The following is a 20636-nucleotide window of genomic DNA, read 5'->3' as shown; positions in this document are numbered from 1 at the left end:
GGATGAGAAAAAAGCTCAGTTTTTATACTACAAACACAACACAACCCACGTCGTTATAGATTACTGCGTTTCCGTAGAGAGCTTGTTAAGAAGGACCCAATTCCTGACGTAATGATTTACCCGGTCTTAATCCTTGAACAATTGCCTGAGCACGTTAAATCATCACTCTTGGGTTTTCAACCGGCACCCGGCAAAAAGCAAAGCTTTCACAAATTAGTCTGATTGGAAAAGTGAACCTTGGCACAACTGATTCAGAATTGACCAGCTGTGCCTGAGGCTTAACCCAGCACCTGATCGTTGTCCACCACGTAATCTTTGGCACCGTGGATACCATAGGCGTTGTACAGTCCCATGGTGCTTTTCTCACACAGACGGTCGAAGTCGTTGAACAACAACTTGGCCGGTAAAGCACAGCTGAGTATGCCCGGCTCCTGCGCCTGTTCCGCGTGGCGAATGCGCTCAATGTCCGCCGGATGGGAATGCCAGTATTCGGTTTGTTCATCCCCCAGGCTCTGTTCGATTTTATTCATAATCTCATCGCTATAACGGCGGGCAATGTCCTCCACCGCCGCGGGAATATTCTTCAGCAGTTTATCCCGCTGATCGAGCGCATCAAAATTGTGGTGACGCACGTAGGAGGCGGCATAGGCCAGCTTGCGCAAGGACAGGGAACCGGCCCGAAAACGCTCGCTGCCCACCACCTTTGCTTCATACAGGTCAGCATCAAATTCCATTTGCTGGGAAACCCGACTGGTCATTTTGATGTGGATTTCCAGCAGCTGTTGAAACAGCAGGCGCACACCGCGCAAGGCGTAGTCCGTGGCCAACAGGGTAAAATAGATCGCCGGCACATCATCGTAGTTTTCACGCCACTGCAGTAAGCGGTGGTGCCAGAAATCCTGGCCGTGGGCACACTCCGACAACCAGCGGGTGACCCGATTGATCCAGGCGTACACCAGCATGGATTTGCGCTGGGAAAAATGACCATACTCGTGAGCGATAATGCCCACCAGCTCCTGCACCGTACAGCCGGACACCAGGGACAACCCGACCACCAGGCGTAACTTGCCCTGCCACAGACTCACCATGCCTTTCACCGGCCCCGCGGCGGCATTCACATCCGGAATCAGTTCGATGAATTCCGGTGCCGGTACACCAATGGCCTGGGCCATCTGCTCCGTCAGGCAATAGAATTTTGGGTTCTTTTTGCGATCGAGAATGTAGGGTGACGGCGCCCGCCCCCGGGGCCACAGCGGGTACAGCAGGAACAACAGCAGAATGCCGCCGATCACGCTGGGCACCAGCAACAGCACGATCCAGGTAGTGGGACGAAGATTATGGGCACGCTCACCGATGCTGCCGAAATATTCCACATGCCCACTGAACAGATACCAGGCCAATGCCAACACCACCGCCGCCACCAGGGCGCCGTAGATGGCCGGGGCAATGACCGCCGACAGCAACGCCAGCACCATGGATTTCTGATATTCGCGGCTCAACGCGGTGGGCTCGATGGGTTGGCTGAAGGTTTTTTCCAGCAGCGCAAAGGTTTCATCCTGAGGAGACGCCGACTGCGATCCAGCCGCCTGATAACCCTCGATTTTTACCTGCAGCCCCAATTTTGAGAACACGTCCACATAGTGCAGCGCCTTGGGGTTATCCAGGTCCGCCTTGATCACCATGGGCCCACTTAGCAGGGCGCGAGCCTGCTGCGGCTGGAGTTTGATATTGAGAAGCGCCTGATAGACCTCCTCTTCCTGTTTGCCGCTGAGCACCGCCCCCTGCGATACCACCCGATACCGTTTCGCCACTGTCAGGTCCTTGTTCTCTGAATGTATATGAAGTTATGTGGGTTTCTTACAAAAAGCGTAGGCGCTGTCAGCGGGATTGCCAGCCGCCACGGCCAGGGCCGGCACGCCATAGCCACCACCTATCACCGCCATACATATTATAGATTTTACTCATTAACCCCCATCCCCTATTCTGGCAGGAAGGCTACACTATAAAGTGTTCATCTAACTCTGCTATGGTGGTACAGCCTGGACGAACGACCGCGCCGACCTCTGGTCCGCACTCACTGAGAACGAAAAGGACGCTTGCTATGAACAACAACTCGAACAACTCTGCCGGCAAATGCCCCGTGATGCACGGCGGCAGCACCTCTGCCGGTAAAACCAGTACCGATTGGTGGCCCGAGGCCCTGGACCTGGATATCCTGCATCAGCATGACACCAAACCCAATCCCCTGGGGGCGGAGTTCGACTACGCCGAGGAGTTCAAGAAGTTGGATCTGGCGGCGGTCAAACAAGACCTCACCCAACTGATGACCGACAGCCAGGACTGGTGGCCGGCAGACTGGGGTCACTACGGCGGTCTGATGATCCGCATGGCCTGGCACTCAGCGGGTACTTACCGGATCGCCGACGGCCGCGGTGGCGGTGGTACCGGCAACCAGCGTTTCGCACCGTTGAACAGCTGGCCGGATAACGTCAACCTGGACAAGGCCCGCCGCCTGTTGTGGCCCATCAAGAAAAAATACGGCAACCGCCTGTCGTGGGCCGATCTGATGATCCTGGCGGGCAACGTCGCCTATGAATCCATGGGCCTGAAAACCTTCGGCTTCGCCGGCGGCCGCGCCGACATCTGGCACCCGGAAAAAGACATCGACTGGGGCTCGGAGCAGGAATGGCTGGGCAAAGGCTCCGAGCGCGCCTATGCCGAAGACCGGGATGCCATGGACAATCCGTTGGCCGCCTCCCACATGGGTCTGATCTACGTGAACCCGGAAGGGGTGGACGGCAATCCCGACCCATTAAAAACCGCCAAAGACATCCGCCTCACCTTCTCCCGCATGGCCATGAACGATGAAGAAACCGTGGCGCTGACCGCCGGTGGCCACACCGTGGGTAAAGCCCATGGTAACGGCGATGCCTCCAAACTGGGCCCGGAACCGGAAGGTGCGGACGTCGCCGAACAGGGCTTCGGCTGGCACAACCCCAAGGGCAAGGGCTTTGGCCGCGATACCGTCACCAGTGGCATCGAAGGCGCCTGGACCACGCACCCCACCCAGTGGGACAACGGCTACTTCCACATGCTGTTCAGCTACGACTGGGAGCTGAAAAAGAGCCCCGCCGGGGCCTGGCAGTGGGAGCCCATCAACATCAAAGAGGAAGACAAACCGGTTGATGTGGAAGACCCCAGTATCAAGTACAACCCGATCATGACCGACGCGGACATGGCCATGATCAAAGATCCCATCTACCGGGAAATATCCGAGCGTTTCTACAAGGACCCGGCTTATTTCTCCGAGGTGTTTGCCCGCGCCTGGTTCAAACTCACGCACCGCGACCTGGGCCCGAAAAGCCGCTACCTGGGGCCGGAAGTGCCGGCCGAAGACCTGATCTGGCAGGACCCGATTCCGGCGGTGGATTACACCCTGAGTGATGCCGAGATCAATGACCTGAAAGCCAAGATCCTGGCCAGCGGACTCAGCGTGGCAGAACTGGTGGCCACCGCCTGGGACAGCGCCCGCACCTACCGCGGCTCTGACCACCGTGGCGGCGCCAACGGTGCCCGCATTCGCCTGGCTCCGCAAAAAGACTGGGTCGGCAATGAACCGCAACGGCTGCAGAAAGTCCTGGGTGTGCTGGCAGACATTCAGTCCGGACTCAGCAAGCCGGTGAGCCTGGCCGACCTAATCGTGCTGGGTGGCAGCGCGGCCGTAGAGAAAGCCGCTCGGGATGCCGGGGTCAACGTGACCGTGCCCTTCGCCTCCGGACGCGGTGACGCCACCGACGCCATGACCGATGTGGAGGCCTTTGCCGTGTTGGAGCCGATTCATGACGGTTTCCGCAACTGGCTGAAACAAGACTATGACGTGGCGGCGGAAAAACTGATGTTGGACCGCACCCAACTGATGGGCCTCACCGCTCCGGAGATGACCGTGCTGGTGGGTGGTATGCGGGTGCTGGGCACCAACCATGGCGGCACGGCCCACGGCGTGTTCACCGATCGGGTGGGCGTCCTCAGCAACGACTTCTTCGTTAACCTGATGGATATGCGCTACCAGTGGAAGCCGGCGGGAAACAACCTGTACGAACTGCAGGAACGCAAGAGCGGTGCTGTGAAGTGGACCGCCACCCGGGTGGACCTGGTGTTCGGTTCCAACTCCATCCTGCGCGCCTATGCGGAAGTGTACGCCCAGGATGACGCCAAGGAAAAGTTCGTGATGGATTTCGTCAACGCCTGGACCAAGGTGATGAACGCGGACCGCTTCGACCTGAAATAACCTTGCAATGAACCGCCTCGACGGCACATCGGTTACCACCGGTGTGCCGTCGTTCTCATCTGCTATGCAGCTGAAAGAATTCCCATATCAGGTCGGTGGCATTGATCTTGTCGGACGTGGCCCCCACCATGAACTGCGGTAAAATGCTGCGCCCACCGGCCCAGGTGTGGCCCAATCCTTCCACCGCCACATACCGCACTTCCACCGCGCTGTTTTTCTGCCCATACCTTTCCGTGCTGACACCGTCATCGCGGGTGACCGAGTACGGCTGCTCGGGCATGCCCAGGGCCCGCACCCATTTGAGAATGGACTCCCGCACCGGCGGCTTGGGTTTGGAGCGCACCGCATCCGCTTTGCCGGTGGCAAGCCTGGGAGCACCGCCCTCAATCAGGTTCAGGGGGTCGTCGGTGCCAGTGATGTACAGCATGGACACCGGCGGGCGCAGGCGGCCCGGTTCAATCCAGCAGGCCCCGGCCACCGGCGCAATGGCGGCAAACCGGTGCGGCAGCCGGGCGGCGGCCAAAAAACTCATGGAGGCGCCGTTGGAAAAACCGGTGAGGTAGATGCGGCCCGGGTCCACCTGATAGAGCCGGGACAATTGTGTGATCAGAGCATCCAGAAAGCGTACGTCGTCCACCGCCGCCTGGCCCTCATAGAAGCGCTCCGAGCCATCGTTCCACAATTGCGGATTGAGGGCGAAACTACTGCGGCGCTGGGGATTACGGGCCGCGGCATTGGGGAATACTGCGATAAACCCCGCCTGTTCCGCTTTATCGGCCCACCCGGTTTCCCACAGGGTGGACTTGGCACTGCCGCCGCCACCGTGCAACACCACCACCAGCGGCCAGAGCCTTACCCCGCTGGCATCGGTGCCGTCGTATTGCTTGGGCAGCTGCAGCACGATACTGCGCTCAAGGCCATCCACCGTCAGGCTCAGGCTATGACGCCCGGATTGCTGCGGAGCATGGTCCGCCGTCAGCGACTGCGCCGCCGTGCAGCCGGTGGCCACCCAACAAAGCCAAAGGATTCCCAGCGCGCTGAGCCGTTGTATCAAATGACGCTATCTCCAAACCCGAATGATTTCATGGCTGTCAAACCCGACGTTGTCTCGGTGATTACGGTGATACACGAAGTTCGCGAACAAATGCAGGAAGAAGAAAAAGTCATCGCGATTCGGGAACCAGTATTCACCAAAATTCGGATCAAAGAAACAGGCATCCCCCCCCTGTTCCCCGATGTAAACCGCAATGGCATGGGATTCCCGCACATTGCGGCTCTTCAGAATAATCATGGCATAGCCGCCATGAATCCGCTCCAGTTCCGTGCGCAGTGCCGACGCACTCATGGGCACCGTGGTACCCCGGTTCACCCCCAGGCCCTGATTGCGCAGCCAGTTCTGGTAGCCCATGATCCAGTCGGGAAAGCGCTCCAGGTTCCGCTGCCATTGGGCGATGCGCTGGTACTCCTGGTGATTGAACTGGATATAGGTTCGATTGGCGGGGTTCCAGATACCGCCCAGATGATTGACCAGCGAATCATCCAGCGCGTGATACTTGATCCAATGGCAGGATAGCGCCAGACAGATCCCATTTCCTGCCGGGCCGGCGATAAAGTCCAGGGGCAGGCCCTGACTGAAATCCCAGGTACAGACTCCGTGATAGTTGTCGACCAGTTGTTCAACGTCGTTCAGTGCATAAGCGCGATTGGGCATTTTTCTTCTCCTGATAGAACAGTTAATTCGATCCCGGTGACCTCACCAGGATTCGATCCTCGGTTCTACTTACGCAGCGGGTGGGAAAATGGTTGCGCTGGGTGAACGTGAAAAAGTCACAAAATCAACGGGCTACTCAACGCTCGAAGGGCAGTGTGTGCAGGGAAAGCAGCGGCGCCACGTAAGCAAATGCGGCATTTCATGACCTAAGTCAAAGCCAGCCCGTTGCGGGGCCGCTACAGTAACCGAACTATACAACACTGTTGATTATGGAATAAACGCAGGAGCTATAAGAACTATGTCCATGCCCGCCAACCCAATGTATTTTGATTGTGATAATCATTTTTACGAATCTGCAGAATCCTTTCTGCGCTATCTGCCGGAGCGCTATAAAAAAGCCCTGCGTTTCATCGAAATCGACGGCAAGACCAAAATGATGGTGAACGGAAAGCTGTCAGACTACATTCCCAATCCCACCTTTGAAGTGGTGGCGGCCCCCGGCAGCACCGTGGAATACCTGAAAGGCAACAACCCCGAAGGCAAGTCCTATCGTGACTTTATGCAGGTGCAGCGCTGCATCCCCGAATACCGGGTCAAAACCCCCAAGCGCTATGAATTGCTGGAAGAACACGGCCTGTGCGGCACCCTAATGTTCCCCACCCTGGCCTCGGTGGTGGAAGGTCATATGTACGAAGATCCGGATCTGTGTCACGCCATGATCCACTCCCTGAATCAGTGGATGCTGGATGAATGGGGCTTTGGTGAGGATGGCCAGTTCTTTGCCACGCCGGTGATCACTCTGATGGATGCGGAAAAAGCCCTGGAAGAAGCCCGCTGGATTGTCTCCAAGGGTTCCAAGGTGGTATTGATGCGGCCCTCGTTTGTGCCGGGCATTCGTGGCCCCCGTGGCATGGGATCGGCGGAGTTCGATCCGATCTATGAATTGCTCGCCGCCAACAACGTCATCATCACCTTCCATAATTCCGACAACGGCGTGTACGACATGTACGAGCGTCACCAGCGCAGCGAGCTGGGCCTGCAGGGTGAATACCAGCCCTTCAAGAAAACCGACCCGCTGGAACTGGTGATGGACCTGAACCAGGCCACCGTGGGCCATAACCTGGCGGGCCTGGTGTGCCACGGCGTGTTCGACCGTCACCCCAACCTCAAGGTATGTTACGTGGAAACCGGTGTGGCCTGGCTCTATCCCTTATGGGAGCGCATGGCCCACGTCTACAACATGGCGCCGCAACTGTTCACCCGTCACCCTCATGACACCATCCGCGAGCACGTGTGGTTCCACCCGCACTTTGAAGAAAACCCGCAGCGACTGATTGACCTGGTGGGTGTGGATCACGTTATCTTCGGCAGCGATTGGCCCCACCCGGAAGGGCTGGTGCGCCCGGCCGACTGGGTGGAATGCCTGAGCGGTTTGAGCGCTGAGGACAAAGATAAAATCATGCGCACCAACATGATGAAGCTGCTGGATCTGGTCCCCCAGGAAGCGCAGGCCAAGCGCGCCAACGGCTAACCTCCTTGCAGTGTGAGGGGACGGGTTCAGGTTACTCACCTTTCAGCTTGTCCCGCGACCCAGCCCGCCCCTCGCACTGCACACTTTTACTTCCCACCTGCCGGACTGTGAAAAATTCACACCACAACGGTGCAACTCTTTTCTCCCCCTGGGCGTATCTCCTTCGACAACCCGGTTTGTCAGCCTCTATGCCAATACCAATTCAGGGAGAACGTTATGTTATTTGGGTCACACCGCCACCACCGTCGTGGCGCCCGCTTCACAGCTGAAGCGCCACGCTTGTCCAGCAGCCGGCCCCGCGCCAGGCATTTGTTCCTGTGTCTTTGCACCTCCACCAGCCTGCTGTTCGGCTGCGGCGGTGGCGGAGGTGGTGGCAACAATGACGACGGCCGTGGCGCGGATCAACCCCGTGCCAACGCTGCCTTACCCAGCCGCTCCACCAACATCGCCCTCACCTCCGACGACCGTTACCTGGTGGTGGTGAATCGCCAGAACAACAGTGTTTCTGTGCTGCAGGTGAAGGATGATCAGGGTCAGGACACCGAATCGAAAGTGGCCGAGGTCAGCGTGGGTCAGGAACCCCGCTACCTGGCCCTGACACCGGATGACCAACGGGCCTATGTCACCAATGCTGTGGACGGCACCGTGAGCGTGATCGACCTCAGTGGCGCAACGCCCAGCCTGCTGGGACACCCGATTGCGGTGGGCACAGAACCCCGCGGCATCGCCATCAGCCCCAACGGGCAATACGCCTTTGTTGCCAACCATACCGCCGGCAGCGTGTCGGTGATCGATCTGCACAGCAACGCGGTCATCAACAACGTGGCGGTGGGCGGCCACCCCATGGCAGTGAGCATCAGTAACGACGGGGATACCGACGATCACGACGAAGTGGTGTATGTGACCCGTTTTTTTTCCGAGGTGATCGACCCCGACAATCGGCCCGATGGTTTTAACGACGCCAAGCAGGGTGTGGTCGATTACTTTGGTGTGCAGGCGGCCCTCACATCTCACCCCGGCGTGGCCCACTACACCATCGCGCCCCTGGACAACAGCGGCTTCAATGCCGACCGTCGGGCTTTCTGCCAAAACACCCGGGACATTCTGCAGGACCAGGGTGCCACGGTGTTTTTCAATTCCGGCGTTAACGGTGACGGCGATGGCGCCGCCGCTCTGGCCAGTGATGTGTTCTGCCCGGACACCAGCAGTGAGGATGCCGCTGCCGACGGTGTCATTGCGAGAACCCTGCAAGGGGCCTACCCCAATCAGTTGTTCAGCGCCGTGCTGCGGGATAGGAATCTGTACCTTCCCAACGTGGGTGCCTCACCGGAGCCGCCGGTGAAGTTCAACCTGAACGTGCAGGCGCTGGTGACCACGCTGGACACCCGCACGGGGCACCAGGCCACCACCAACCTCAACAACCAGATCAAAACCGAGGCCCAGCCGGCAGACCCCACCACATCTCTGGATCGGTTGTTCGGTAACGAACTGGTGGCCATCGATGCCAATGCCCAGGGCAATGATTTTCTGATGGTAAGCCGGGGTGGCAACTATGTGGTGCGCGCCAGTGTGGCACCGGACGGCACCCTGGACATCGGTGCACCCAGCGGCGTCACCCGCTTCCAGACCGGCAATATTCCCACCGGTGTGGTCATGAGTCGCGACGGCACGCGGGCGTATACCAACAACGAAGTCAGCACTTCCGTCACGGCACTGGACCTGACCACCAACAGCGTCCTGCAACGGGACATCTCCTCCAGCGCGCCACCGGCACCCGGCACCGCCAAACACCGCAGCATTGTGGGGAAACTGGCGTTCTTCACGGCTCTGGGTATTCCGGATTCGCTGGACCTGAACGCGGACGGTCACTTTGATGTGGCGATTCGGGATATCGAGCCCCTCGCCTTCCGCGGCAAGGCCTCCGATAACGCCTGGAGCAGCTGCGCCTCCTGTCATGATGATGGCCACAGCGACAACGTTACCTGGATCTTCCCCACCGGCCCCCGCCAGACCATCGCCCTGGAAGGCACCTTCTCCAAGCTCAATCGGGCGGATCAACGGATCCTGAACTGGAACGCCGTACGCGGCAGCGTCACCGACTTCAACAACAATTCCCGCGGGGTACAGGGCGGCATCGGTCACGCCACCGATGTGGACGGAGTTAACCGCACAGCCGAGATCTTCAACCATGGCCCCACCGGCGGTATCAGTGACGCCCTGGATGCCATGACCGATTGGGTGGCCGGAGCGGTGCGTGCGCCCATCATGCCGAGCGCAGAGGCCGACGCGGAGCTATATGGTCGCCCCCTGTTCGACGCCAACTGCAGCGCCTGTCACGGTGGTGACAAGTGGACGAAAAGTTCGATCCGGCATTATCAGAACAACCCCACCTTCAACAACGATCCGCTGGGCGCCAATTTCTTTGCCCAGGGCCGGGAGCCGGCGCTGGATGCCAACCTGACGGTGGGTGGCCCCCAGATCATCGCCCTGGCGCTGAATGGAGACACGCTGCGTTTTCTGGATGACGTGGGCACCCTGGACAGCGCCAATCCACTGGAGCTGCGCGGTGCCGGGGCCATTGGCGGGGGCGTGATCTCGGTAGCCGGTGATCCCAACGAAGGGGTGGCGGTAAGCCCGCAATCAACTCAAGGTTTTGCCGCGCTGGGTGGTGCCGGCTTCAACGCGCCGTCCCTGTTGGGTGTGGCCTACCACGCACCGTATTTCCACGATGGCAGCGCCGAAACCCTGGACGAAGTATTCAACCGCCACCGCTTGCCGGATGCCGGCGGCCAGACCATCGCCGAGGCAATGGGCAATGGGGCGGACCTGGAATACCTGAAGGCCTTTGTGCTCTCAATTGATGGTGAAACGTCTCCCTTCTACTAAGGTGATTTGAAACAAGGGCAACACCAAAACCAGACAGGCCGGATTGTTTTTCAATCCGGCCTGCTGCGTGGTAACAGTGGCGTGACCGCACTTACCGGCTGCGGTTTGCCCAGTAAGAAACCCTGCAGTTCGTTGCACCCGGCGCGGCGCAGAAACTCCGCCTGGGCCTCGGTTTCAACGCCTTCGGCAATGGTGCGCAGACCCAATTGACTGGACAACGCAATGATCGCATTGCAGATGGCTTTGTCACTTTCATCCCGGTGCACGCAGCGCACAAAGGCCTGGTCGATTTTCAACGCTGTGATCGGCAACGATTTGAGCGACTGCATACAGGAATAACCGGTACCAAAATCGTCAATGCTGATGTTGGCGCCTTTGTCCCGCAACCAGAACAGATTACTGATCCCGGTTTCATTGTCCTGCAGGCAGGATTCTGTTACTTCAACATCCAGATAGCGATAGGACACCTGGTGCTGTTCGACTGTATTGCTGACCCAACACCCAAATTCCCGATCTTCCAGCTGCCGGGCTGAGACATTGATCGAAATACGCTTGGGATCAAAACCGTCTGCAAGCCAGCATGCCAGTTGCCGGCACACTTCGTTGAACACCCACTTGCCTATTTCCAGGATCAGGGAACTGGATTCCGCGAACGGGATAACCTCGCCGGCACCCAACAAACCTTCCAGCGGATGCTGCCAACGGATCAGCGCCTCCACACCCACCAAGGCACCACTGTCACTGTCAAACTGGGGTTGATAGAAGAGCCTGAGTTCATCTTCTTTCAGGGCCCGGTGCAGCTCCTGTTCCCGATTGAAATGGGCCGCCACCTGGGTCGACATAAACGGTTGGAAAAAGGCAAAGCTCGCCGTGCTGTCTTTCTTGGCGGAGTACATCGCAATGTCCGCCATCCGCACCATTTCATCCCGATCCCGGGTATGTTCCGGAAACAGACTGATGCCAATGCTGGCGCGAGGCACCACTTCCAGGCTGTTGCCGATGCGCAGTGGGCGCGCCAGCACCGTCAGTAATTTTCTCGCCAGCGCCTCCAGCTCTTCGGTCGAATCCGCCTGATGCACAATGATGGTAAACTCATCGCCGCCCCAGCGGCACAGGGTGTCACAGGAACGTAGAACCGAGCGCAACCGCAGGGCCACCGCCCGCAAAAAATCGTCTCCCATCTGGTGGCCCAGGGTATCATTCACCCACTTGAACTGATCCAGGTCCAGATACATCAAGCCCACCACAAACTTGCGTCGACTGGCCTGGGACAAACAGGTATCCAGCCGGTCATAAAACAGGTGACGATTGGGCAGCCCGGTCAAAGCGTCATAATAAGCGGCATGGGCCAGCTCTTTCTGCACATGACGAATGGGAGTGATGTCCGATACCACCACCACGTATTGAATCTCACTGATGTCCGGATCCGGCACCAGGCCAATATTGATGAGGGCGTGGATCAGGCGGTTGTGGGCATCGTGAAAACGCGCCTCCCCCTGCCAACTGCCGTCGGTATGCAGACTCTCCCACAGGGCAGCATAGGTACCCGCCCCCAGGTTTTTTTCACTGATCAGGGCCAGCTCCGAACCCACGCAATCGGCTTCCCGGCTGCCGGTAATGCGCAGGAACGATTGATTCACACTTTCAATCCGCCGCGCCCGATTCAGCACTACGATGCCGTCTACACTGCAACGGAAGGCAATGTCCGCCTGCAGGAGTTTTTCCCGCGCCCGCTTCTGCTCTGTCACTTCCTGCAACACGCCTACCACCCGAACCGGTGTGCGGCCGGAACTGAACGACTTGCCACATAAGCGAAACCAGCGGCGGGCCTGGGTTTGAGCTTGATTCTGGGCCTGCATCTGGAATTCCAGGTCCAGTTCACTGTGGGGATGTCGTTGCAACCGGGCCAGTCCCTGACGCACCCGGTCCCGGTCGGACGCCACAATGGTGGCTTCCAATTGCGGCCAGGTCAGTTCCTGCAACGCCTGGACAGCGGAATACCCCATAATGATCGCACCCGCATTGACGTCGGTTTCCCAGGTGCTGAGCTGGGCCGCGTTGACCGCCAGCTTCAGGTGCGCCTCCCGATGGGCCAGCTGCTGAATAAAGCCGTGTTTATCCAGGGCCACCTGGATGGCCACGTGCAATTCCCGCTCCGTGAAAGGTTTCAACAGGTAGCCATAGGGTTCCGACTGCCGGGCCCGGGCCAGAATGGAGTCCTCGGAATAGGCGGTGAGGAAAATAATGGGAATGCGGTGGGTCTGCTTGATGGCCTGCGCCACCTCGATGCCATCCTGGCTGCCCTTGATATGGATGTCCATCAGGATGATGTGCGGGCTGTGTTTCTCCACCAGCTCCAGGGCACGCTTGCCCGAAGAGGCCGTCCCCACCACCTCATACCCTAATTTGGTAAGTCGTTGTCGCATATCCAGCGCGACAATATTTTCATCTTCTACAATCAGAACTTTCCCGGCTTCCATAAACTGCCTTATCACGTCATGTCCATACCAGAATCTTAATCCATGAGGCAAACCCTGCAACCGAACAACGGCAATGTCGGCATCCGTACACCCCGGTTTGGCAGCATTCATCTGCACCCATAGGGCATCCATCTGATTTCATTGGCTTTATTCAGGCCCAACGAAAATGCTTCAGCTGGTGCGCATATTGCTGGACTGTGGTCATGGCTAAGATACAGATCATCGTCGGCACCGTGCAGGGCAGTGCCTGGAAAGCAGCGCAGTCCGCAGCCGTCATTATGGACCGGCTGGGTCACCACACCCAGGTGAATGAGGAAGCCACCCCTCAGGACCTGCTGCGCGACCCTGCCGAAATCTTACTGGTGTGTTGCTCCACCACCGGCAACGGCGAGATTCCCCGCAACCTTTATCCGGTGTATTCCGCACTGGATCATGAAGTGCTGGATCTATCCGGGCGCCATTACGGCGTCATCGCATTGGGGGACCGGGGTTATCCGCGCTTTGCCCACGCCGGCTTTCTGCTGGAGGATGCACTCTATCGTTCCGGTGCCAGACGCGTGGGTGAACTGCTGACCATCGACGCCCAGGTGGAAGAGCGACCGCATTTTGCCGCGGCACTCTGGGCCAAAGACTGGGTAAATCATTTTCACCATGAACTACATTGATGTCATGAAATTCTGCCTGGCGCTGCCCAAGGCAGAGCGCAAGCTGCTGACGCCATCCGGCACCGCCTTTGCCCTGACGGTGGATTCCAATACCTTCGGTTACTTCCAAACCGGAGCGCCGATTCAATGGCAATTCACCCTGCGGGTGACGCCACAACACTATGTGGAACTGCCGGACCCGCCCAGGGTACGCCAGGTTAAGGAGCAGCCCGATGAGCATTGGCTCACTATTGAACGGGTGGAAAATTTTGACGGCGAACTGCTGAAGCAACTCATCACCTGGTCTTATCAGCAGGCGCAAACGCTGTAACCCCATCGCGCCCCGACTCAGGCTCGCTCATGATCACTGGATTTTCGGTCGTGACTGTCCTGTTCGTGACCGGGCCGCTGCTGGTGCCATTGTTTGTTGGCCAACACCATCAACGCCGGTGCCAGCAGATAGGTGGCCACCAGTGCCAACACAATGCAGCCAGCAGTGGTAATACCAAAGATCACCATGTTCGACATCAACGACTGGGTATAGATGGAAAAGCCCACGCTCAACACAATGGATGTGATCAACATGGCCCGGCCGGTGGAGAGCAACGTGGCCTCCACCGCGTGGGCGGGATCACCGGTCTTCAGGTAGATACGGCGGAAGCTGTGCATGAAGTGAATGTTGTCGTCCACGGTGAGCCCGATGGCGATGGACCCCACCAGCATGGTGAGCATATCCAACCGCACCCCGGCCAGGTGCAATCCCGCCAGGATAATCAGAATCGGCAACAGGGAGGGAATCATGCTGAGCAGGCCCAGCTTCAGATTGCCGATCAACAGAATCATCATCAGCGTAATGATGACCGCAGCAATGCCATAACTTTCCGCAGTGGAGATCAACATCTTACCGAAAGTGACCCCCAGAATCGGCGCCACGCCAGTGAAGCTGACCACCACGTCGTGGGGCGCCATTTCCGCCTGCAGATAGGCTTGTACTTTTTCCACCACTTCCTGGGCATAGATCGCATCAAACCAGGGTGTGGTAACCGTCAGCCGCGCCACCTGATACCCCTTGTCCACCACGTTGAGAATGTCATCCGGTTCGTCCAGCTCCACCAGGAACAGTTCCTGGCTGATCAACGCCGGATCATCCGGCACGGCGTACTGGGTTTCATCATTATCGTGCAAAGCACGGTTGGATTCCTTGATGATGTTCACCACGCTGATGGCTTTGGTGATGCTCCAGTGCTCCCCCTGCCAGGTGACGATTTCCTGCTGCACCTTGTCCAGCGTCTGCAATAACGGCGCATTGATTACGCCCCGGTCTTTGCCGGTATCCAGCAGAATTTCAAAGTTGATGGTGGACCCCATGTGCTGTTCGTAATTCTTGATGCCCTGCAGAGCTTCGTTATCCTCCGGTAACCAGGCCAGGGGGTGATGGGAAAACTGAATCTGGCTGGCAATGGCCACCGCTCCAACCAGCAATGTCAGCCCCGTGCCCACAATCCATTTGGGGTGCCGGGTGGAGACCCGGGCCGACCAGGCCAGAATGGGTTGCAAACCCCGATTGGATTCCACGGTAAGCGGACGCCGCTTGATGGGCAGGATGGCAATCAGGCTGGGCAGGATAAAAATGGTCAGCAGGAAGGCAATCAGCGAACCCAGGGCGCCGTAAATACCCAAGGCCGCCACCAGCGTCAGATCCGAAGTGGCGAACGAGGCAAGACCGGCGGCGGTGGTGATGCTGGTGAAAAACATGGGCAGGCCGGTGTGCCCCATGGCGGCGGCCATGGCGTGAATTTTTTCGTCGCCGGCATCGTAATTGCGGTAGAACATGGTCAGCAGGTGGATGCTGTCCCCCACACACACCGCCAACAGAAACGCCGGCAGAATCGAAGTGCTCACCTGCATGGGTGTACCGAAGATGGCCATCAGCGACAATGTCACCAACACCCCCAGGGTCATGGCCAGCAACGGCATGAAGACACCGGACCAACGCCGAAAAATAATGAACAACAGAATGCCGATGATGAGATTGCCCAAAGCGGAGAACACTGTGAAGTCCCGCTCCAGAATTTTCGACAGCATCATGGCAATGGGCATGCTGCCGGTCAAACGGATCTGATCCGACATCACACCCCGGTACTGATCAAGAATGCTTTGTATTTTGACTTCCGCCTCGCCGGATTCCTTCTCACCCAGGTAACCCCGTTGCCACTCACCCTGGGCATTCTGGCTGTGCAGAAAGGAATCCAGGCGCACCAGCATGGCCACCATCTTGCCATCGGGGGAAATCAAAAAGTTGCGATAGTTGTCGCTGTTCAGGACATAGTCTTTGAGCGCCTGCAGTTCTGCAGGGTCGGTGGGCAGGGTCTCCGGCAACAATTCTTCGATGTAGAGGGTATCGTCCGCCCCATAGGTGTAACGGGCATTCGCCAACGAATCCACCGTGTCCACATAGGGCACCTCGTCCTCCAGGTGGCGATGCAAGGCATGCAACTGCCCGGTGAAGGTGTGGTTGAAAATATCGTCCACTTCAATGGTGATGATGAACACTTCATCGCGACCGAAGGTTTCCTTGAAGTGATCGTAGAGCTGGATTTCCGGTGAGCCTTTCTCCAGGAAGCCTTCAATGCTGGTGTCCTGTTCCAGGTGCGGCAACTGGGAGGACATGACCCCCACAATCAGCAGGCAGCTGAGCAGCCAGATCCAGGGGTGATGCCCCATGGACAAACCGAGAGATTCGAACCCCCGCTCCACGCGGGCTTTCCAGTTGGATTTATTCTTGTTAGACATGTGTTTGAAAAGACCCCAATTATTCAGGCTCCATAATGAGTTGAGGCGAATGTTTGGTCAATAGGCCGTATGGCCTATTGACCAATTGGGCACACCGATTGATTATTAAATCTAGTGGGTTGATCCAATCACGGAGCCCATCACAAGGACACTTGCCATGACGTCTGCCGCGCTCAACCAGAATTACCCCCAAGCCCCCTGGATTGCCGAATTGCCGGAAGACTTCTACCGTCGCCCCCAGCAGGTCAAAGTCCCGTTCGATCCCGGCACCAGCCTCACTGCCATGGTGGACCTGGCCATTCGCACCGGGCTGTCTGCCTGGATGGCCGGCATCAGCTTTCCCAGCTACCCCGGTGCCAGCCTGGCGCAGACCCTGCGTGGCGAACACGCTTCCCATCGCGGCAGCGATGAACAGATCTTCCACCAACCCCGCCCAATGCCCACCTTCACCGTCTCCGAGCCCACCCGCCCCAAAGGGGTGGAAGGCGGTATCTTCGAACAGGTGCAGTGGCGGTCGGTGTATGAGGCCATCAACCATCAGTCGCACCAGAACAACGATGAAGTGGTGGCCTGGTACTGGCGCCACGGTGACAAGCCACGGCCCACGGTGATCCTGGTGCACGGATTCCTGGCGCCCTGGTGGGAGGTCAATGATTTCTATCTGGGCTCTCATTTTCTGTATCACCTGGGTTGTGACGTGATACTGAAAACCCTGCCCCATCACGGCCCTCGCAGCCGCCGCGCCAAGAACGTCAGCGGCATGGATTTTATGTCCCGCGGCATCGACGCCCTGAACCATGCGGTGGTGCAAAGCACCTACGATATCCGCACCCTGGTGGATTTTCTGCAATCCCGCGCAGTGGAGCAGATCGGCATCACCGGTGTGAGTCTGGGGGGGTATACCACGGCGCTGATGGCCGGGCTTGAGGATCGCTTTCAGTTTGCCATTCCTATGGTGCCGCTGATCAGTCTGCCGGACGCCATGATGGAATGGAAACCCCTGGACACCATGATCAGGGCCGCCATGCGCTGGTACAAAGTCAGCATGCAGGAGGTGCGCGCCACCACCGCCTTCCACAGTCCGTTATCGCGCCCGGCCTTGCTGCCCGCCGAGCGCCTGCTGATCATTGGCGGACTGGGGGACAAACTGGCCACCCCCCGCCATTCGGAAGCCCTGCAACAACACTGGGGGCAGTGTGCATTGCATTGGCACCCCGGCGCCCATGCCCTGCCGCGCCAACAGCAACACACCAATCAGGTGAAAAAGGCGTTTCTGCAGGACATCGGTTTTATCGACTGAAGCAGCAGCAATTCAATCGCTTGAACAGTCAAGCCGGATGGCAGGAACCGGCAACACCCTGCGGTTGACAGCCAGGGTGTGGCAATGAGTCAATAGAGTATTCCTTCCAAAATAACTCTAATAAATTTTGGCACCAGCCTTTATTTGCACTCTCAAGGAGGAACGTTGAGTGAAGAAACTCGGCTTCATCGATGACACGTTTTTGCGTTTTGAAAGTCGTCGACAACCGCTGCACATCGGCACCCTGATGTTGTTCGAACCCCAAGGCGAAGCGCCCAAGGACTTTGTCAGCAAACTCACTGAACGTCTGCGCCAATCCAATATGGCAGCGGCACCGTTCAATCAACGGTTAGTGGTACGCCGCGGCATTCACTACTGGAAGGAAACCAAGGACTTTGACCTGGCCCACCACTTTGTCCATGTGGCCCTGCCCAAACCCGGCCGCATCCGGGAACTGCTGGCCATGGTATCGCGGGTGCATTGTGGGCACCTGGACCGGGCCTATCCGCTGTGGCGCCTGTATCTGATCGAAGGCCTGGAAGACGGCCGCTTTGCCGTCTACATCAAAGTGCACCATGCCCTGATGGACGGCGTTGCCGGCATGCGCCTGCTATTGAAATCCATGTCCACCAATCTGGACACCTCACTGGAGCTGCCACCGCCCTGGGAAGTGCCCACCAAGAAATCCCGAACCCGCAACCTGCCGGTGCCCAGTCCCGCCACCGGTAGCCTGGCGGCGCTGCGCTCCCTGGCCCGGGAGCATGTGAATTCGGTGATTCCGGTGTTGAAAGAAGTGCGCAGCAACATCCAGGACATCTGGAACCGCAATCCGGATTTTGTGTTCGGTGGCCAGGCCCCCCGCAGCCTCTTCAATCAAAAGGTCAGCGCCACCCGCCGCTTTGCCGCACAATCCTATTCCACACCCCGTATCAAAGCGGTGGCCGACCACTACCAGACCACCATGAACGATGTGGTTTTGGCCATGTGCGGTGGCGCCCTGCGCCGCTACCTGATGGACCTGCATGAGTTGCCGGACCGGCCACTGGTGGCAGCAGTGCCGGTGTCCGTGCGACGGGACAACTCCGAATTGAGTAATGAAATCTCATTCACCTTTGCCCATCTGGGCACCCACCTGAGCGACGCCCTCCAGCGCATGGTCGCCATCAAAAACTGCATGGATTACAACAAGGCCCACCTGCGCAAACTGTCTCCGGATCAATCCCTGGTGAGCGGTGCCATCAAGCTCCTGCCCGGTGCGCTCAATGCCATCACCGGTTTCTCCCCCGATTCGGTACTGGGCAACGTCATCATCTCCCATGTGCCCGGCCCGCGCCGCACCATGTACTGGCAGGGTGCCAAGTTGTGTGGCCTGTATCCGGCGTCACTGGTGGTGGATTACGGAGCCCTCAATATTACCCTGATCAGCCGCCACGATTTTGTGGATGTGGGTATCATCGCCTGTCGCAAAACCGTGCCGCAGATGCAGCGTTTGCTCAAGTATCTGGAGGACGCGCTGGTGGAGCTGGAAGACACCATGCAACCGCCAGGCCCCTCTTCTACGCCGACGGCATCCTCCACCTCAACCACGGCTCAACGCCCCGCAAAAGAGACGACGGTGGCGCTGGAAAATTAACTTACCCAACCCGACAGAAGGAATCACACCATGTTTAGCCATGTAATGTTTGGCGCAGATGATGTCAGCAAAGCCAAAACATTCTATGACGCCACCCTGGGTGCCCTGGGCTACAAGCCCGGCCACATAGACGACAGGGGCCGCTGCTTTTACGTCACACCCACAGGGGTGTTTGGTATCACCCAACCCATCAACGGTCAGGCCGCCACCCACGCCAACGGCGGCACAGTGGGGTTTATGGCAGCGAATGAAGCGGCCGTGGACGCCTGGCACCAGGCGGGTCTGGCCAACGGTGGTACCGAATGCGAAGATCCCCCCGGGCTTCGCGCCGGTGGTTTCGGCAATCTGTACGTGGCCTATTTACGGGACCCATACGGCAACAAAGTCTGTGCCATGCATCGCAGCGGGAGTAACCCATCATGAGTTTTCAATTACTGGTTCAGTTTCCGGTTAAGCCGGATCAGGTGGACGGTTTTCTGCAATTGCTGCAAGGCGCCAAATCCAGGATCGCCGCAGCCGAAGGTTGTGAAGGCGTGGAGGTGCTGCACAGCACCGAGAACCCGGGCAAGGTGGTGTTGTCGGAAATCTGGCAAAGCAAGGAACTGCATGATGCCTATGCCGAAAAAATGCGGGCTTCCGGTTCCATGAACGCCATGGCGGAGTTCCTGGCTGGAGCGCCCGAATCGGAGTTTTTTGAAATCAGCTGAAGGCGTCTGCCAACGGCACCCCGGCGTGATTGATGATGACGCCGGGGGCACCTTGCAACAAACGCTCCCGGATATCATCCGGCACCGGCGTCTTGGTGAAGTCCGCCGCGTGCACCATCACATACACGGTTTCGCATTGCGCCACCGTCGCACCGGTGGCGTGATTCAGCAGCTCAAACACCAGGGTGAACGAACTGGTGCCCACCTGAGTTGCCCGCACCGCAATGGCCAGCACGTCATCGAAACGGGCAGAGGTTTTCCACTGGGTGGTCTGTTTCACCACTTGGCAGTCGAGGCCCCGGGCCAACAGATTTTTATAGTCGCCGAACACAGCCCGAAAAAACTCGGTGGAGGCCGTATCCACATAATCGCCATAACGGGCATTGAACACCACCTGCTGGGCATCGCACTCACAATAGCGGACTTTTAAAAGATAGGTAAACACGACGCTCATCGGTTTTCTCACTCATAACCTGAATATTTTTCAGTGCCTAACACACCAGAGACAAAAGCCACTTTAACACCAGCCAGCAACCCACTGAAATAACTCATTATACTGCTGGACAATATGATTGTGGATTTTAAGTCCCCATTATTATGACGCAGATGGGAATTCTTTCTTAGGCTTTCTGTATATACCTCGCTGCAGGTACCTCGTTAACC

General features: G+C 58.1%; 15 protein-coding genes. 9 read left to right on the top strand and 6 right to left on the bottom strand.

The genetic code is table 11. The features are described 5' to 3' along the window. Window positions 1-278: 278 nt before the first annotated feature. Window positions 279-1811: a M48 family metallopeptidase gene (locus D9N14_RS13250; RefSeq protein ID WP_290580419.1), complete on the bottom strand. Its 1533-nt coding sequence runs from the start codon at window positions 1809-1811 to the stop codon at window positions 279-281. A 290-nt stretch (window positions 1812-2101) separates the two neighbouring features. Between D9N14_RS13250 and katG the strand changes: the two genes are divergently transcribed. Continuing rightward, window positions 2102-4288 carry a catalase/peroxidase HPI gene (gene katG, locus D9N14_RS13245; protein WP_290580417.1) on the top strand — a complete coding sequence of 729 codons (2187 nt, stop codon included), beginning with the start codon at window positions 2102-2104 and terminating at the stop codon, window positions 4286-4288. 55 nt (window positions 4289-4343) lie between these two features. Here the strand turns inward: katG and D9N14_RS13240 are convergent, their stop codons facing one another. Together D9N14_RS13240 and D9N14_RS13235 are read right to left on the bottom strand one after the other, a co-directional pair. Beyond that, window positions 4344-5297, bottom strand: a complete 954-nt coding sequence (locus tag D9N14_RS13240; protein ID WP_290580415.1) for an alpha/beta hydrolase family esterase — start codon at window positions 5295-5297, stop codon at window positions 4344-4346. 51 nt (window positions 5298-5348) lie between these two features. Further along, window positions 5349-5999 (bottom strand): YopT-type cysteine protease domain-containing protein, encoded by a 651-nt coding sequence (locus tag D9N14_RS13235; RefSeq protein WP_290580414.1) that lies wholly within the window; start codon window positions 5997-5999, stop codon window positions 5349-5351. Window positions 6000-6297: 298 nt separating this feature from the next. Here D9N14_RS13235 and D9N14_RS13230 point away from each other — a divergent pair, with 298 nt between their 5' ends. Continuing rightward, window positions 6298-7530 carry an amidohydrolase family protein gene (locus D9N14_RS13230; protein WP_290580412.1) on the top strand — a complete coding sequence of 411 codons (1233 nt, stop codon included), beginning with the start codon at window positions 6298-6300 and terminating at the stop codon, window positions 7528-7530. 216 nt (window positions 7531-7746) lie between these two features. Continuing rightward, the gene (locus D9N14_RS13225) at window positions 7747-10416 is read left to right on the top strand and encodes a beta-propeller fold lactonase family protein (protein WP_290580410.1); all 2670 of its coding nucleotides are present in this window, start codon (window positions 7747-7749) and stop codon (window positions 10414-10416) included. 50 nt (window positions 10417-10466) lie between these two features. On the opposite strand, the gene D9N14_RS13220 is transcribed toward D9N14_RS13225, so the two are convergent. Then, the gene (locus D9N14_RS13220) at window positions 10467-13028 is read right to left on the bottom strand and encodes an EAL domain-containing protein (protein WP_290580408.1); all 2562 of its coding nucleotides are present in this window, start codon (window positions 13026-13028) and stop codon (window positions 10467-10469) included. A gap of 71 nt (window positions 13029-13099) precedes the next feature. On the opposite strand from D9N14_RS13220, the gene D9N14_RS13215 reads away from it, so the two are divergent. Together D9N14_RS13215 and D9N14_RS13210 are read left to right on the top strand one after the other, a co-directional pair. Beyond that, window positions 13100-13561: a flavodoxin domain-containing protein gene (locus D9N14_RS13215; protein WP_290580406.1), complete on the top strand. Its 462-nt coding sequence runs from the start codon at window positions 13100-13102 to the stop codon at window positions 13559-13561. Continuing rightward, complete coding sequence (locus tag D9N14_RS13210) at window positions 13548-13871, top strand: hypothetical protein (protein WP_290580403.1); 324 nt, start codon at window positions 13548-13550, stop codon at window positions 13869-13871. The genes D9N14_RS13215 and D9N14_RS13210 overlap by 14 nt, the downstream gene beginning before the upstream one ends. A 17-nt stretch (window positions 13872-13888) precedes the next feature. On the opposite strand, the gene D9N14_RS13205 is transcribed toward D9N14_RS13210, so the two are convergent. Then, window positions 13889-16333 carry an efflux RND transporter permease subunit gene (locus D9N14_RS13205; protein ID WP_290580401.1) on the bottom strand — a complete coding sequence of 815 codons (2445 nt, stop codon included), beginning with the start codon at window positions 16331-16333 and terminating at the stop codon, window positions 13889-13891. Window positions 16334-16490: 157 nt separating this feature from the next. Between D9N14_RS13205 and D9N14_RS13200 the strand changes: the two genes are divergently transcribed. From D9N14_RS13200 to D9N14_RS13185, 4 genes are all read left to right on the top strand, one after another. After that, window positions 16491-17633: an alpha/beta hydrolase family protein gene (locus D9N14_RS13200; RefSeq protein WP_290580399.1), complete on the top strand. Its 1143-nt coding sequence runs from the start codon at window positions 16491-16493 to the stop codon at window positions 17631-17633. A 169-nt stretch (window positions 17634-17802) separates the two neighbouring features. Next, window positions 17803-19266, top strand: a complete 1464-nt coding sequence (locus D9N14_RS13195) for a WS/DGAT/MGAT family O-acyltransferase (protein ID WP_290580397.1) — start codon at window positions 17803-17805, stop codon at window positions 19264-19266. Window positions 19267-19296: 30 nt separating this feature from the next. Beyond that, a complete protein-coding gene (locus D9N14_RS13190) occupies window positions 19297-19689 on the top strand; it encodes a VOC family protein (RefSeq protein WP_290580395.1) in 393 nt (130 codons plus the stop codon). Next, the gene (locus D9N14_RS13185; protein WP_290580393.1) at window positions 19686-19973 is read left to right on the top strand and encodes a putative quinol monooxygenase; all 288 of its coding nucleotides are present in this window, start codon (window positions 19686-19688) and stop codon (window positions 19971-19973) included. Before D9N14_RS13190 ends, D9N14_RS13185 begins: the two co-directional genes overlap by 4 nt. On the opposite strand, the gene D9N14_RS13180 is transcribed toward D9N14_RS13185, so the two are convergent. After that, on the bottom strand, window positions 19966-20427 hold the full coding sequence (locus tag D9N14_RS13180) for an acyl-CoA thioesterase (protein WP_290580391.1): 462 nt from the start codon (window positions 20425-20427) through the stop codon (window positions 19966-19968). The two genes, D9N14_RS13185 and D9N14_RS13180, sit on opposite strands and share 8 nt — an antisense overlap. Window positions 20428-20636 lie beyond the last annotated feature (209 nt).

Origin of the sequence: Ketobacter sp. (assembly GCF_003671495.1) — a bacterium.
GTDB lineage: Bacteria > Pseudomonadota > Gammaproteobacteria > Pseudomonadales > Ketobacteraceae > Ketobacter.
This window is presented reverse-complemented; position numbering and strand designations above follow the sequence as displayed.